We start from the raw sequence: 14,591 nt of genomic DNA, 5'->3' as shown, positions 1-14,591 counted from the left end.
GCCGCACGCCGGGCCGGCCCGATCGGGGCTACCTTCCGCAGAACGTTCTGGCGAGCTTCGGTTCGCTCGCGACGCCTGGCTGCCGGACCGGGCGCGGGTGCACCAGCCACTTCCAGGAATCGTCGTGTTCCGCGCCCGCCACTTCGAGGTCGTATTCGGCTGCGGGGAAACGGAATTCGGGTGAGTGGCCGGACATCGGCGTCGCCCACTCTCGCCAGATCACGGAACCGCCTTCGCGCACGATCGTGACATAGAGTGCGCCGCAACATTCTTCGGCGCAGGCGGCCAGTCTCACGCGGCGTGGTTGTTCGGTGGCGCGCAGTCCCGTCCGGTGCAGTAGCTTCTCCGGCCTCTCCCCCACCCCGTGCGGGAACAGCTCGGCGATGATCGGACGGCCGGCGAGCAGAATCCTGGTCGTCGCGACGGGATAGACCGCCGGTCCCGGGGCGACCGGCAGAACGACGTGAATCTCGAAGCGGTTCCGGCCGATTGCCTCGTTGCCCCGGTCGAGAACATCACGGATCCATCGGTTTCGCCGCGGCACGAACGGATCCGCGCAGCCGGGGACGGATTCCAATGCCCGGAGCCAGGATTGGGATCGCAGGACCGACAGGAACCGGTCGAGCACGGCCGCACGCTCGTACTCGGCCCAGTCGAGGCAGGCGGCGGCACCCGTGCGCAGGTCGACGACGAGCGCGGCGAGGTCGGCGCAGCGGCGGGAAGTCGGTGTCATGCGGGCAGTTTCGGCAGCGACGAGGGTAAACACCTGCCGGGCATACCGATCGATCTCGGCACGGTAGCCGGTGGCGGAACCCATGCGCAGCAGTAGCGCGACGGCACGATCCCAGACTCGATCGTCTTCGGGCAGCGGGCCATCCGGAAAACGACAACGCAGTCGCTGGATGTGTTCGATCAGAGAAACCGGGTGCTCGAGCGCACTGCGCTCGTCGACTGCACTCACCGGGCGGGATGGGACTCGATTCGCTTCATCACGACGCCAACCATACCGCAGACCGCCGATAGCGGCCCGAACCGCGACGGTTGTGCGATGCTCATATCCGTCGGACCAGACGCTGGCGAAAGTGGTTGAACCCCAGCCTGAATCGCGAGGAGAAACGCATGATTTCCGTCCGGTTGTCACGCCGTTCCGGCGCGCTGGCGCTGACCTGCGCGGTGACGGTCGCCCTCGCGGCGTGCGGGGACTCCGGCCCGGACGCGCCGACAACGAGCGCGCCCGTGCCGACTCCGCCGGTGGCCGACGAGACGGCGTTCGTCTCCGTCACCGATGTCGATCCGACGATCATCGTCGACGCGCGCTACTTCGGCGAGCACAACTTCCTCGGCACCCGCATCGCCGGCTACGAGGCGCCCCGCTGTCTGCTGACCAAGCAGGCGGCAACCGCACTGGCACAGGTGCAGGCGGAATTGCGGCCGATGAACCTCACGCTCAAGACCTACGACTGCTACCGCCCGCAGCGGGCCGTCGACCAGTTCGTCACGTGGGCAAAGGATCTCGGCGACGTGAAGATGAAACAGGAGTACTATCCCACTGTCGACAAGGCGAACCTGTTCCGCGACGGCTACATCGCCGAGAAATCCGGGCACAGCCGCGGCAGCACCCTCGACCTCGCCATCGTCGCGCTGCCCGCCGCCGAGCCCGAGCCGTATCGCGCGGGCGACCCGCTGCGCGAATGCTTCCTCCCGGCCGAGCAGCGCTTCCACGACAACATCCTCGACTTCGGCACCGGCTACGACTGCTTCGACCCGGCCGCGCACACCGCCAACCCGGCCATCGGCGGCACCCAGCGCGCCGTGCGCACCCTGCTCGCCGAGCTGATGGAGGAGCACGGCTTCACCAACCTGCCCGAGGAATGGTGGCACTTCACCCTGAAGGACGAACCCTTCCCGAAGACCTTCTTCGACTTCCCCGTGCGCTGACCCGGGCCACCGAAACCGACCCCGCCGCGTCTATACGCAGGTCGGCCGGGCTCCTACACTGGGTAACTGCGGCACGGTCGACCGTCGGAGCGCCACGGCACCTCAGCGATCGGCAATTCTCGAAGTCCCGATCCGTCCAGGGCCGGAGGATTCGGCCCGTTTCATGGAGGAGGCGGTATGCCCGATCCATCGCACCGCAAGATCTGCCTGCTCGGCCACGGTTGCGCCTGCCCCACCGTCACCCTGTTCCTCGCGCCCGAGCCGCTGATCGCCGGCGGCAGCATCCTGCACCTGCTCGAACAAGCGCCGCTCGCCGCGGGCACCGCCGCGCCGTCGCCCGACGCCGACCTGGTCGAGCTGGTGCAAACCGACTCGACCGCCGCCCCCGGACCGCTGCTACACACCGAATTCCGCGCGTTCCGCACCGGCCTACCCGACCCGACCCGAAGCCGCACCATCCTGCACGACCGCCACATCACCGACACCGCGCCGGTCGGCCTGGACCTCGACGACCCCGCCGAGCTGACCCGCCTCGCCCTGCTCCCCGAACGCCCCATCGGCTTCCGCCGCACCGAGGACTTCCAGGAGGAGGCGATGCGCCGAGCCATGCTCGCCGTCTACCGCCACTTCCACATAGACCAGCGAATCCGCCTGACCTACCACGGCTTTGCCGACCCGGCCACCGGCTGGTTCGCCCTGCGCACCGCGATCGCCTGAGCGGTCAGTCCTTGCGGGCGAGGCCGCCGTAGGCGCCTGAGCGTTCGGGGTTCTCGCCGACGTCGGCGGCGTTGTCGGGGCGCCACAGGGGCAGGTGGACGAGGCCTGGTTCGAGGAGGGTCCAGCCTTGGAAGAATTCGGCGATCTCGGGCTTGGCGCGCAGCACGATCTCGGTGGAGGTGCGGCCGGAGAGCTTCTGTGCCTCGAGCACCTCGTCGGGTTGCCCGTCGGCGGTGGCATGGGTAATGGCGAGGTAACTGCCGGGGGCGATGGCGTCGCGCAGGCGGGCGACGCAGCCCGCGGGATCGGCGTCGTCGGCCACGAAATGCAACACGCCGAGCATCAACACGGCCACCGGCTGGTCGAAATCGAGCAGCTGCGCGACCTGCGGGTCGGACAGAATGGTCTCGGGCCTGCCGATGTCGGCCTGGACGACAGTCGCGGCCGCATTTCCGTCCAGGATGGCGCGGCTGTGCGCGACCGCGACCGGGTCGATGTCGACGTAAACCACACGGGCCGAGGGATTTACCGCCTGCGCCACCTCGTGCACATTGCCGACGGTCGGGATGCCCGAGCCGATATCCAGGAACTGGGTGATGCCCGCATCCACCAGGAATCGCACGCATCGGCGCAGCAAATCCCGGTTGGCCCGCATGGTTTCGCCGACACCCGGGGTGAACTCCTCGATCTGGCGGGCCAGCATCCGATCGATCTCGAAGTTGTGCATGCCGCCGACGAAGTAGTCGTACACGCGCGAGGCGCTGGGCCGATCCAGATCGATTCCCTCGGGAGCCCAACTCGGTCTGGTCATCTGGCGCCAACCCTTCTAGAAGCGTCGCATGCCGGCGACGAAAGCATGGTCATCGTAGCGGGGTTCGCGTGCACGTGCAGTTGGGCGGAAGCCCGCAAATCGGACTACCATCAGAGCTTATGGCGTGGGATGCCGGGAGCGGTTCAGATCCTGGCGGGCCGCACGCGGAACTGGCCGGGCAATGGGCGGCCGCACTCGGTGGCGGACCGCGAAATCACGTCGTGCCCATGAGCTCTGCCGAAACCCGTCGTTTGCTCGGCACCCTGGCCAAGGAATTCGTCCTGGCCGCCGCCGACCCGGATTCCACCGATCGAGTCGCCGCAATCGGCGGCGAACTCGCCCGCTCACACTTCGTCGGCGACGAGGTCCTCGGGCGCAGCCTGGCCGTGCTCAACGCGCACCTGATCGGCCCCGGCGCGGTCCCCGCCGAACGAGCCACCGAGTTGCTGGCCGCCTTTGCCACCGGTTATCTGCGCGCCTTCCGCGCCTGGCTGCTCGCCGAGCAGGAGAGCGTCCGGGCCGCCGACATCGCCGCCCGCCGGGTGGTCGAGCAGCAGCTGCGATCCAGCGAGGCCCGGCTGCGCGCGGTGTTCTCCCAGGCCGGGATCGGCACCGGGCTCTCGGACATGACCGGGCGGATCATCGAGGTCAACAACGCCTTCGCGGCGATGCTCGGGTATCGGCCCGAGGAGATGTGCAACCTGTCGGTCACGGATCTGACCCACCCCGACGACGGCCCGGACATGTGGCAGAAGTACGCCGGTGTGCTGGCAGGCAAGTACGACAACGTGCAGCTGGAGAAGGCCTACCGGCACCGCGACGGCGGCACGGTGTGGACGCACATCAACGTCTCGCTCATCCGCGACGAGCACGGTCAGCCGCAGTACACGCTGGTGCTGGTCGAGGACGTCTCCGAGCGCCGCGCGCTGCGCGAACGGTTGCAGTACCGCGCGCACCACGATCAGCTGACCGGCCTGCCGAACCGTTCCCGTTTCTTCGACGCGCTCACCGCCGCGTTCGCCGACTGCGTCCGGGTCGGGGTCTGCTACATCGACCTGGACCACTTCAAGACGGTCAACGACACCTTCGGGCACGCGGTCGGCGACGAACTGCTCGCGCAGGTCGCCGCGCGGCTGAATGCCTGCGTATCCCGCACCGATCAGTTGGTCGCGCGGATGGGCGGCGACGAATTCGTCGTGCTGATACCGCATTCCACCGGTGTCGAGGAAATGGCCAACGTGGCCAGGACCGTGCTGCACGCGCTGGCGCAACCGTTCTATGTGCACGAGCATCAGCTGACCGTCACCGCGAGCATCGGCGTGATGGAGGGCCGCGCGGACCGCCTCTCCACCGGCGAGTTCCTCCAGGCCGCGGACACCAGCATGTACTGGGCGAAGGCGGCGGGCCGCGGGCGGTACGCGATCTTCGACGCCGATCGCGGCCGCCGCGAGCACACCAGCGCCGAACTGTCGGCGGCGATGCCGTCCGCGCTGCGGCACGGCGAGTTCTACCTCGACTACCAGCCGATCGTCTCGCTCACCGATGGGCAGACCGTGGCGGTGGAAGCGCTGGTGCGCTGGCGACACCCGGATCTCGGCATCCTCAGCCCGGCCCGGTTCGTCGACATCGCCGAGGACAACGGGCACATCGGCGCGCTCGGCGCGGTGGTCCTGGAGACCGCCTGCCGGGCCAGCCGCGAATGGCATGACCGTTATCCGCACACCCCGACGGTGAGCGTCAACGTGTCCGCCGCCGAGGTGGCCGATCCGGCCTGGCTGGACCACGTGCAGCAGGTGATCGCGGAGACCGGCATGGACGCGAGCCTGCTGCAACTGGAACTCACCGAGCGGGCGTTCATGCAGACCACCGGCCGGCCGCTGCGCGCGCTGCACACGCTGGCCGACGCCGGGGTGCGCATCGCCATCGACGACTTCGGCACCGGCTACTCGAATCTGGCTTACCTGGGCCAGCTTCCGTTGCACGTGGTCAAACTCGCGGGTCCGTTCATCCAGCGCATCCGCACCCCGGACACCGCGAGTCCCACCGATCTGCTGCTGCTGGAGACGATCATCGATCTCACCCACGCGCTCGGCTTCACCGTTACCGCCGAGTGCGTCGAGACCCGGCATCAGGCCGACCAGCTCCGCGATCTCGGTTGCGACACCGCGCAGGGCTGGCACTTCCACTACCCGATGCCGGCCGATCAGGTGACCACGCTGCTCGGCGTCTCCGATCTCCGCTTGAGCTGAAACACCAACTGCCGCAGCGTCCTAACCGAACGCGAGCAGTGGTTCACTGCCGTCGGCGGCGGCATGCTCGGGCAGCGCCTTGGCCGCCCGCGCGGCCAGGATCTCGGCGTATTGCTCGGCGGGCGTGGCCATTCCGTAGTGCCGGCGGGCCTGCTCCGGCGTCCACACCACCGGGTGCTTCGGCGGCACCGCGCACAGGATCGGATCCAGCACCGGCACCGAGAGTGGGCTGGCCGTGCGGAGGATGGCCCGTTGCGCCGCCACGCTGTGCGCGAGCAATCGGAACATGCCCCGCAGGATCACGGTCACCACCGCGTCGGTCACCGGCGACTGCTGGACGCCGCCCATCTTGCGCATCCACCGCGGCAGCGTCGCGATGGTCGCCTTCCGGAACAGGGTCTGGGTGAGCTTGGCGACCGGGCGCAGCAGCGCCGAGTCGGGCAGCAACGTGGACGCGCCGTTCAGCAACAGATCGACATGCTGCTGCGTGGCTTCGGTGGCGGCGAGGATCGGCCGCATGCGTGCGTAGTACGCGCGCATCTCCGCGCGCGAGCGGGGCACATCGTCGAGATTTATGGTCTGGAACTGCGCGGCGATCGCGCATTCGGCCCAATACCGTTGCTCCTCTTCAGGAGTCAGCTTGCCGGGTCCGAACTTCTCGTAGGTGTAGAGCACCGAATGCCAGGCGGTCAGATGGATCCACAGTTGCGCTTCGGGATCGTTGGCGTCGTAACGCAATCCGCTGATCGGCTCGGTTCCGGTGATCTTCGAGTGGATCTTCACCAGGATGTCCGAGGCCTTCAATACCGAGGCGCTGTCGTGAAAGGTGATGGTGGCCATGTATTGCAGCGTCCGGTCGTAGCGCAGCGCAGGACGCTTGCCGACCGCGCCGGTGTCGTTGACCGAAGCCAGCAGGAACGGCTCGTACATCTCGGTGACCACGGTGCGCTGGAAGCCGATCGCCACCGCCGTCGGATACCCGAATACCTTCCAGGACACCGAATCCGGGCCGAAGAAGCCGTAGTCCTCGTGCGGTACCACCGCGTTGTGGTTGCTCATCGCGTGTCTTCCTCTCCTGCCGGGCGTCGAGCTACTTGCTCGGCCCGAAGACCATGGGCGCCACGGTGCGTCGCGCGTAGGCGCGCACCGACTCGTCGGTGCGCAGATCGATGCCCTGCGCGGTCGGCAGCAATACGCACGCCGCGAACAGCATGGCGATGCTCTGCCCCGTCTCGTCCGGGTCCAGATGTGTTGCGTAGCCGTCCATTTGCGCCTGCCGGAGCTGGTCGGCCACCACCGTGCTGCCGAGTCGCAACAGCGCGGCGTCGTCGGCCAGGCCGGCCGCGATGAGCCGGTCCGGCTCCAGGGCGGCGGTGCGGGCGATCACCGGGTGCTCGCGGGCCATGCGCATGCAGGCGACGAAGCCTTCCACCAGCCGTTCCGGGTGCCCCTCGACGCCGTCGACGGCGTCGAGCACGGTGACCGCCATGCGCCTTCCCTCGCGCATGACGATCGCCTCGATCAGGCCGTCGAGATCGGTGAAGCGGCGATACACCGTCGCCCGGTTGACCCCGGCCCGGCGCGCGACCGCCTCGATGCGCAGCCGTGTCATTCCGGTGGCCGCCGCCTCCACGACCGCGGCATCGAGGATCCGCGCCTCGGTCCGGTCGGCGCGTTCTCCGGCATTGCCGAGGATTCCGGCGGTGAGGAGGGCGGCGAGGCTCTGCTTCATGGCGTCGACGGTAGGCGCACAGGTCGGCAGATGCAACAGTTTATGATGTTTGTGTTGCATCTGTTGCAGTGCGCGAAACCCGAGCGACCGGGAGCGCCCGCCGACCGCTACCGAGCGGGTGGCCGAAAGCTACTGGACGCGAGTGGAAGTTCATCCTTTCGATGCGTATCCGGCGCACGATTACCGCGCGCGAAACCCGGGTATCCCGCACACTGATCGCGGCGTCTCCCGTGCGTCACACCCTGTGAATTTCAAGGAGCGAATCCATGGGCATCATCTCGATGATCATCATCGGCCTCATCGCCGGAGCCATCGCGCGCCTGCTGGTCCCGGGCAAGGAGAACTTCGGCTGGATCGGCACGATCGTGCTCGGCATCATCGGCGGCTACGTCGGTGGCACGCTGGGCAGCTTGGTGTTCGCACCGCACAAGTTCACCCTGCAACCGCCGGTCAATCACGCCTTCCTCGGCGCCATCGTCGGCGCGGTGATCCTGCTGGTCATCTACAAGTTCGTGCGCGCGCGAGTCTGACCGTCCCCTGATTCCACGGTGCCCGCCGGATAGATCATTCGATCCGGCGGGTTACTCGTGCGCCGGGCGAGCGGGTAGTAGATCGCGGCGGTGAACACGATGCCGACGATCCAGGAAATGTCTGCGCCGCCGAGCTTTTCGGTGATCGGACCGGTGTAGAGCTGCTGGGCCAGGAACGGGATCTGGGCGAGCACACCCACTACGTAGCAGGCCAGCGCGGTGACGTTCCAGCGCCCGTAGCGGCCGTCCGGGTCGTAGAGCGCCGGGATGTCGATGCGCTCGCGGGAGATCAGATAGTAGTCGATCAGGTTGATCGCGCTCCACGGGGTGAACACCATCAGCAGCGTGAGCACGAAGTTCTTGAAGTTGCCGAGGAAGTCGGCGCTGGCGCCGATCGCGACGAGCAGCGAAACCGCGGTGAAGCCGACGATGTAGGCGGCGCGGGCGAACGGCGTGGTGCGCGACTGCCGGTTGAACGCGGTCACCGAGGTCAGGATGGACATGAACCCGCCATAGGCGTTGAGGCAGTTCACCGTCAGCTTGCCGACCACGATCACCAGATAGATCAGCAGCGCCAGCGCGGACGGGCCCGCGAGATCGCCGATGAAACCAACCTGGTTGCCCAGGAACGCTTTTCCCGCCACCGCGGCCACCAGCGCGCCGAACGTCATCGACCACTGCGAGCCGAGCACGCTGCCGGCGAAGGTCGCCAGGAAGGTGGTGCGGTCGCTGGTCGAGCGGGGCAGGTAGCGCGAGTAGTCGGCGACGTAGGGGCCGAAGGTGAGCTGCCAGCCCGCGCCGAGCGAGATCGCCAGCACGAAAGTCACCACGTCGAACGACTTCACCCCGATATAGGCGCTGACATCGTATTCGGTGAACAGCCGGACGCCCAGGTAGGTGAAGCCGAGGACGCCGACCACGGTGGCGATCCGGCCGACCACATGGATCAGCCGATACCCGGTCACCGCCACCACCGCGGTGAGCGCGCCGAAGATCAGCATGCCGACCGTCGCGTTGTCGATGTGCAGGATCTTGTTCACCGCCTGCCCGGCCAGCACCGTGCCCGTCGCGGCGAAGCCGAGGTACATCACCACCACCAGCAGCAGCGGCAGCACCGCCCCGAAGACGCCGAATTGCGCTCTGCTGGAAATCATCTGGGGCAGGCCGAGGCGCGGGCCCTGCGCCGAGTGCAGGGCCATCACGATGCCGCCGAGGACGTTGCCGACCAGCAGCCCGATGATCGCCCACAACGCGTCGGCGCCGAACACCACCGCGAGCGCGCCGTCGACCACCGCGGTGATCTGCATGTTCGCGCCGAACCACAGGGTGAACTGGCTGAACGGCGTGCCGTGGCGCTCCGCGTCGGGAATCACCTCGATGGTGCGGCGCTCGATCGAACCGCCCGTGTCGAGTCGCTCGTCCGCCATGGGCCCGCCTTCCGCGCTGTCACCGTGTCCGATCATGCAGTATGGCGCACACTGGACGGTCTTGTACTTCTTTGCGTGGCACCGGAAATGGGGGCAGCGGACCCGCCGGAACAGCGGGTCCGGCTCAGCTCCGCTGCGGGGCGGACAGCTCCCGCTCGGGCTGCGCCGAGGAGGCGGACGGCCAGCGCCGGGCCAGGCGGTAGAGCGGCTCGGCGAGGAAGCTGGCGAGGCGGGTGTAGGGCCAGACCGCGATGAACAGCATCAGGACCAGGCCGCGCGCCTGGTAGATGATCGGCGCGTGCTCGATCGGCTCGGGATTCGGGTGCAGGCTGAACAGCGAGCGGAACCAGGCGAACAGCGTCTCGGCGGTGCGGTAGCCCTCGCCGGAGGAGTTCGGGTCGAACTTGATCGCCACCCAGGTCAGCAGGCCGGCCACCAGGATCGGGAAGGTGATGCGGTCCAGCGGGCTCACTACGGGACGGGCCGGGCTGCCGATCATGTCGGGCACGAACAGCAACACCGCGCCGATAGTCGCTGTCGCCAGAGCGCAGATCTCGACGACCGTGATGGTGCCGTAGATCCAGCCCTCGGGGTGCGAATGCGGGCCGGAGGTGAGGAAGTCGGTGAGCCGGGTGACGAATACGCCGGTCAACCCGATGCGAAACGCGCTCGCCCCGATCCGCTGGGCCCGGTCGGTCTCCGGAGTGGCGGTGTACCAGCCGAATCGATCGTGCCGGTAGCGCCACAGGTGGCCGACGAGAAAGGATAGAAACGCGCTGTAAGGCAGGATGATCCACAGCACCGACATCATCTGCCGACCCGCCTTTTCCATCGAACTAATAAAATTTCAAACTATCCGAGGTACGCACCACCTTCGCAGACACCCGGCGTTCAAACAAGGGCCGAACTGCCCATGTATTAGTCGGCAGTGCGCGGCACAACCCATTCCGCAGAATTGTCAATCAATGCCATAAATCACCGATCGGTCGTCGATACCCGCGGCAAGCGACCCGGTGCCCCGGCTCGAGCGGCTTGCCCCCGGCGCCCGGGCCGGGTTGGATCGCTGCGATGGTCACCAATCGGTTGTCGGCTCAGGTGGTGGGCGGCCCCGGGCTCGGGCGGGACTTCGAGCGGCTCTGGCGTGGGTTCGCGATCAGCTCGGTGGGCACCTTTCTCGCGCTGGACGCCTTCACGCTGATCGCCGTCCTGGTGCTGCATGTGGGCGCGTTGCAGGTGTCGTTGATGGCGGCCGCCGGTGGCGCGGTGGGTGCGGTGCTGGCGGTTCCGCTGGGGGCCTGGATCGAGTTCCGGCCCAAGCGGCAGTTGATGATTCGTGCCGATCTACTGCGGTTCCTGGTGCTGCTTACCGTGCCGGCGGCGTATTTCGCCGGCGCGCTGAGCTATCCGCAGTTGCTGATGGTCGCGGTGGTGGTCGCGGTCGCGGACATCGTCTTCCTCGGCGCCAGTAGCGCGCATCTGAAAGGCCTTGTCGCCCAGGAACATCTGCTCGCGGCCAACGGGCGGTTCGAGACCGCCACCTGGGTCTCCACGGCGGTCGGGCCGCCGCTGGGCGGGGTGCTCATCGGGGTGCTGGGTCCGGTCGTCACGGTGGTGCTGAACGCGGTCAGTTTCGTGCTGTCCGCCTTGTGTATCCGCTCGATCGAGGCGCCCGAGCCCGCCCCGCCGGTCCGGCCCGCCGCGCCTTCCCGGCTGGTCGAGATCACCCAGGGCTGGCGCACGATCGCCGCGAATCCGGTACTGCGCGTGCTGATGTGCAACACCGTGCTGGTGAACTCGCTGATCATGGCGACGGCGCCGGTGCTGGCCTACCTGATGTTGAACGACCTCGGTTTCGCGCCGTGGCAGTACGGGCTCGGCTTCGGCGTGCCCTGCCTCGGCGGGGTCATCGGCGCCCGGCTGGCCCGTCCGCTGGTTCGCCGCTTCGGGCAGCGCCGGATCCTGCTCGGGTTCGGCGTCGCGCGGGTGCCGTGGTTGCTCGGACTGCCGCTGGTGCAGCCGGGCGTGAAGGGACTGCTGCTGGTGATGGCGGTCGAGATCGGAATGATCACCTGCATCAGCATTTTCAACCCGGCGTTCAGTACCTATCGCCTGTTGCACACCGCGGACGACAAGGTCGCGCGCGTGCTCACCGCCTGGACCATCACCGCCCGCCTGGTCACCGCCGCGGCCACCGTCGCCTGGGGCGTGCTGGCCAGCCAGACCAGCGCGCGCACCGCGATCGCCGCCGGGGCGGCCCTGATGCTGGTCTCGGTCGTCCTGCTGCCGTGGCGCTCGGCCCGCGAATAACCCTCAGGCGGAAGCGATCGCGGTGATCAGAGTGCGCGCCGCGAGGGTGCGGGTGGTGATGAGCTGGGTGAAGGTCTTGGGCTGCTCGCCCGGATACTGCTGGGTGAGTTGGACTTCCCAGTGCGCGAGCCCGTCGTCGCCGTCGCGCGATCGGGTGATCTGCACGCAGTAGCGGGTGCCGACGGGGATCTGGTTGATGCCGCGCTGGATCTGCTCGGCGGGCGAGACGATGGCGTTGTCGGCGACCACCGCGCGCGCCCGGTAACCCGAACGTTCCACGTAGTAGGCGTATTCGAAGGCGAGGATGGCGTCGGGCCCGTTGGCGGTGCCGCCGGGGTCGGTGCCGGAGACCGCGTCCTGGGTGCGCTTCTGCTCGCAGCCTTGTGTCGCGATCGCCGCCGCCGGTGCGGGCGCCACCGTCGTGGTCGCGGCGGAGGTGCCGGCGGAATTCTTGGCCGGGGCGGTCGCGGGCGTGAGTCCGGTCGCGGTGGCCGCGGTGGACGAGTCGCCCTTGCCGAAGCCGTGCACGGCGGCGAGCAGGATCGAGACGACCGCGATCCCGATGCCGAGCACGATCAGGACCGCGAGGACCTTGTTGCCGCGCTGCGGATCCCGCCGCTTGATCGGATGGCGCAGCGGGACGCCGGGGTGGACGCCGGACCGGTTGATGATCGCGGGCGCCGGGGCGACGTTCTCCTCGTAGCCTTCGGCGTCGAACTCCGTGGCCCGCATCCGACGCCGATCGTGCTCGATCTGCGGTTCCAGCGGCGGCTCGGACATCCGCTGCGGTTCGAGCCATTCTTCCCAGTCCCCGGTGCGCCGCGGTCGATCCGGATCGGCGGGGATGAGCGGGTCGGACACGGCGACCTCCGGTTCTCGGCGACGCACCGGCGCGCGGCGACCGGACGAGCGCCGCCGCTTCTTCGCCTTGCCGACGGGCGTGCGCAGCATGGGCAGCCCGGTATCGAACGGATTACCCTGCCCCTCTGGCCGACTCGGAGAGTTCGGCTCAGAGGGTGTCATCGTCGTAGTCGCCGAGAACTGGGGTCACCGCGACGGTGGCGGTCGGCACGGTGACACCGAGCTGACCGTCCTTGGGCTTGTGCTCCTGGTCGTCGGCGCGCGGCGGTGGTGGCATCGCCACTCCCCCATTGGTTCCCGGATGGGACTGCTGGTCCGGGCTGGCCGAGCGCGACGGGTTGTCCGCCGGGGCCTGCGCTTCGGGAGCGGGCGCGGGTGCGGGCTTTGATTCGGGGGCAGGCGCGGTCACCTGCGCCGACGGGGCGGACCCGCCGGTGGATCCGTTCGGCGACAGCGGGATCACCGTGCCGGGTCCGGTGGGCTGCGACGGCGTGGACGGCCGCGTGCCCGCGCCGAAGTCGAACAGCTTCGGCGAGTTGCCGGAGTTGGTCGAGCCGTTCGACTGGTCGCCGGTGGTGCTGCCGGGACGGATCGCCTCGGTCACCGCTTTGTCCGCGCCGGCCGCCACGGTGTCGATGGCGTGCGTGCCGACCTCGGCCACCTTGTCGATGATGTGCGTACCGACGCCGGCGATCTTGTCGATGATGTTGGTGCCGATGTCGACGCCCGCGTTGATCGCGGCGGTGCCGACCTGCACGCCCGCGGAGATCAGCTGCTGCTGCAACTGGAGCTGCGCGGCCAGCGCCGGATCGATCGGCTGCCCGTTCGCGCCGACATTGGGGACCGTGCCGGGAACGTATTGGCTCGGCGTCGTGGCGCCGGGATTGAATTGAGTTGTGCCGCCCGGGATGAACTGGCCGGAGGCGCTCGGCTGCGCGGCGGTGACGCCGGAGGGCTGGGTGACCGTCAGCGGGCCCATCTGGTCGAGTCGCCTGCTGTGGTCGTCCATCTCGGTCTGCGCGGTATTGACCGTGGTGAGGGCGTCCCGCAGGGCCTGGGTCGCGCGCGCGATCACCGCGTCGGTGTCCGGGGCCGCGGTGGCGTTGCCGAGGATCTCGCGCGCGTCGCGGCGGAAGTCGGCGATGATCTGGTCCACGGTCTGCGCGGCGCGGGCGCTGGTGGCATGCGCGTCACCGAGCACGCTGAGGTAAGCCGGTCCGCGATCGGAGATTTCGCCGATCTCGGTCTGCGTGGTGCGCAGCGCGGGCACCGCGGCGTCGGCGCCGCGGGAGGTCCAGGTCGACTCCAGCGCGTGCAGGCCGTCGCGGTGCGGGCCCTCCACGTCGGCGGCCTGGGTGGACGCCGAGGAGAGCGCGCTGGTGGCGGTCTGGTTCGGCACGCCGACGCCGGTGCCGAGCGTGGAGCGCAGCTGCAACAGCGGGCGCACCAGGGCGGCGACGATCGGCGGATCCACGTTCGGATCGAGATAGGTCGTGGTGGGCGCGGCGGTCTCGGTGCGGGTCGGGGGCGCCGGTCGCCTGCGTAGTCCGGAAAGGCTTCTCATGTCAGGGCCTCTCCGGTCTTGGTGATGACGCCCGCGGTCTCGGTATCGATACCCTGCATGTCCGTGCTGTAGCCGCGCAGGATTTCGCCGTAGGTGCCGACGAGTTGTCCGGCCGTGGACAACGCTTGGGCGTGTTCGGACACCGCCGTGGTGAATCGCGCCGCGAAGTCCGCGCCGATCAAGCCGAGATCGGCGGTCAGTCGGTCCTGATTCACCGCCCCGGAGGCGACCGCCGCGGCCGAGGCCAACTGTTGGGAGACCGCGTCCGCGATCGCGGTGTAAGCGGCCACCGCCGCCGGATCCAGCTTCAGCGTGTCCACCGTTCCCCTCCCGGGTTCCGAGTCTTTCGCTACCGCGACATGATTCGAGACAAGCCTACTGCGCGACCTGGACAGCCTGCGTCCGATCGTCGCGAGTCCGTTCCGCCTGAGTATGGCAATCATCGCGCGCAATGT

Annotated in this window: 14 protein-coding genes; 5 read left to right on the top strand and 9 right to left on the bottom strand. The window is 68.5% G+C overall.

Annotated features, from left to right (window positions below; all coding sequences use genetic code 11):
- Positions 1 to 28 precede the first annotated feature (28 nt).
- The gene (locus tag AB0M22_RS18030; protein WP_364727595.1) at positions 29 to 961 is read right to left on the bottom strand and encodes a hypothetical protein; all 933 of its coding nucleotides are present in this window, start codon (positions 959 to 961) and stop codon (positions 29 to 31) included.
- A 158-nt stretch (positions 962 to 1,119) separates the two neighbouring features.
- Here AB0M22_RS18030 and AB0M22_RS18025 point away from each other — a divergent pair, with 158 nt between their 5' ends.
- On the top strand, positions 1,120 to 1,938 hold the full coding sequence (locus AB0M22_RS18025; RefSeq protein ID WP_364727593.1) for a M15 family metallopeptidase: 819 nt from the start codon (positions 1,120 to 1,122) through the stop codon (positions 1,936 to 1,938).
- Positions 1,939 to 2,115: 177 nt separating this feature from the next.
- A complete protein-coding gene (locus AB0M22_RS18020) occupies positions 2,116 to 2,655 on the top strand; it encodes a hypothetical protein (RefSeq protein WP_364727590.1) in 540 nt (179 codons plus the stop codon).
- A gap of 4 nt (positions 2,656 to 2,659) precedes the next feature.
- Here the strand turns inward: AB0M22_RS18020 and AB0M22_RS18015 are convergent, their stop codons facing one another.
- On the bottom strand, positions 2,660 to 3,466 hold the full coding sequence (locus AB0M22_RS18015; RefSeq protein WP_364727587.1) for an SAM-dependent methyltransferase: 807 nt from the start codon (positions 3,464 to 3,466) through the stop codon (positions 2,660 to 2,662).
- 227 nt (positions 3,467 to 3,693) lie between these two features.
- On the opposite strand from AB0M22_RS18015, the gene AB0M22_RS18010 reads away from it, so the two are divergent.
- Positions 3,694 to 5,715 (top strand): EAL domain-containing protein, encoded by a 2,022-nt coding sequence (locus AB0M22_RS18010; protein WP_364727584.1) that lies wholly within the window; start codon positions 3,694 to 3,696, stop codon positions 5,713 to 5,715.
- A gap of 21 nt (positions 5,716 to 5,736) precedes the next feature.
- Here the strand turns inward: AB0M22_RS18010 and AB0M22_RS18005 are convergent, their stop codons facing one another.
- A complete protein-coding gene (locus AB0M22_RS18005; RefSeq protein ID WP_364727582.1) occupies positions 5,737 to 6,774 on the bottom strand; it encodes an oxygenase MpaB family protein in 1,038 nt (345 codons plus the stop codon).
- A 31-nt stretch (positions 6,775 to 6,805) separates the two neighbouring features.
- Complete coding sequence (locus tag AB0M22_RS18000; RefSeq protein ID WP_364727580.1) at positions 6,806 to 7,447, bottom strand: helix-turn-helix domain-containing protein; 642 nt, start codon at positions 7,445 to 7,447, stop codon at positions 6,806 to 6,808.
- A 266-nt stretch (positions 7,448 to 7,713) separates the two neighbouring features.
- On the opposite strand from AB0M22_RS18000, the gene AB0M22_RS17995 reads away from it, so the two are divergent.
- Entirely contained in the window at positions 7,714 to 7,977 is a 264-nt protein-coding gene (locus AB0M22_RS17995) for a GlsB/YeaQ/YmgE family stress response membrane protein (protein ID WP_364727576.1), read from the top strand.
- On the opposite strand, the gene AB0M22_RS17990 is transcribed toward AB0M22_RS17995, so the two are convergent.
- Together AB0M22_RS17990 and AB0M22_RS17985 are read right to left on the bottom strand one after the other, a co-directional pair.
- The gene (locus AB0M22_RS17990; protein ID WP_364727573.1) at positions 7,950 to 9,404 is read right to left on the bottom strand and encodes a cytosine permease; all 1,455 of its coding nucleotides are present in this window, start codon (positions 9,402 to 9,404) and stop codon (positions 7,950 to 7,952) included. The two genes, AB0M22_RS17995 and AB0M22_RS17990, sit on opposite strands and share 28 nt — an antisense overlap.
- Positions 9,405 to 9,528: 124 nt before the next feature.
- Positions 9,529 to 10,236: a respiratory nitrate reductase subunit gamma gene (locus AB0M22_RS17985; RefSeq protein WP_364727570.1), complete on the bottom strand. Its 708-nt coding sequence runs from the start codon at positions 10,234 to 10,236 to the stop codon at positions 9,529 to 9,531.
- Positions 10,237 to 10,472: 236 nt separating this feature from the next.
- Here AB0M22_RS17985 and AB0M22_RS17980 point away from each other — a divergent pair, with 236 nt between their 5' ends.
- Entirely contained in the window at positions 10,473 to 11,711 is a 1,239-nt protein-coding gene (locus tag AB0M22_RS17980) for an MFS transporter (protein ID WP_364727567.1), read from the top strand.
- Between the two features lie 3 nt (positions 11,712 to 11,714).
- On the opposite strand, the gene AB0M22_RS17975 is transcribed toward AB0M22_RS17980, so the two are convergent.
- The 3 genes from AB0M22_RS17975 to AB0M22_RS17965 are packed head-to-tail and all read right to left on the bottom strand — an operon-like array spanning position 11,715 to position 14,456.
- A complete protein-coding gene (locus AB0M22_RS17975; protein WP_364727564.1) occupies positions 11,715 to 12,662 on the bottom strand; it encodes a hypothetical protein in 948 nt (315 codons plus the stop codon).
- A gap of 58 nt (positions 12,663 to 12,720) precedes the next feature.
- Complete coding sequence (locus AB0M22_RS17970) at positions 12,721 to 14,136, bottom strand: hypothetical protein (RefSeq protein WP_364727562.1); 1,416 nt, start codon at positions 14,134 to 14,136, stop codon at positions 12,721 to 12,723.
- Complete coding sequence (locus AB0M22_RS17965; protein ID WP_150403248.1) at positions 14,133 to 14,456, bottom strand: hypothetical protein; 324 nt, start codon at positions 14,454 to 14,456, stop codon at positions 14,133 to 14,135. Before AB0M22_RS17965 ends, AB0M22_RS17970 begins: the two co-directional genes overlap by 4 nt.
- Positions 14,457 to 14,591: the final 135 nt, after the last annotated feature.

The sequence above is a fragment of the Nocardia sp. NPDC051756 genome, from assembly GCF_040681495.1.
Lineage (GTDB): Bacteria > Actinomycetota > Actinomycetes > Mycobacteriales > Mycobacteriaceae > Nocardia.
This window is presented reverse-complemented; position numbering and strand designations above follow the sequence as displayed.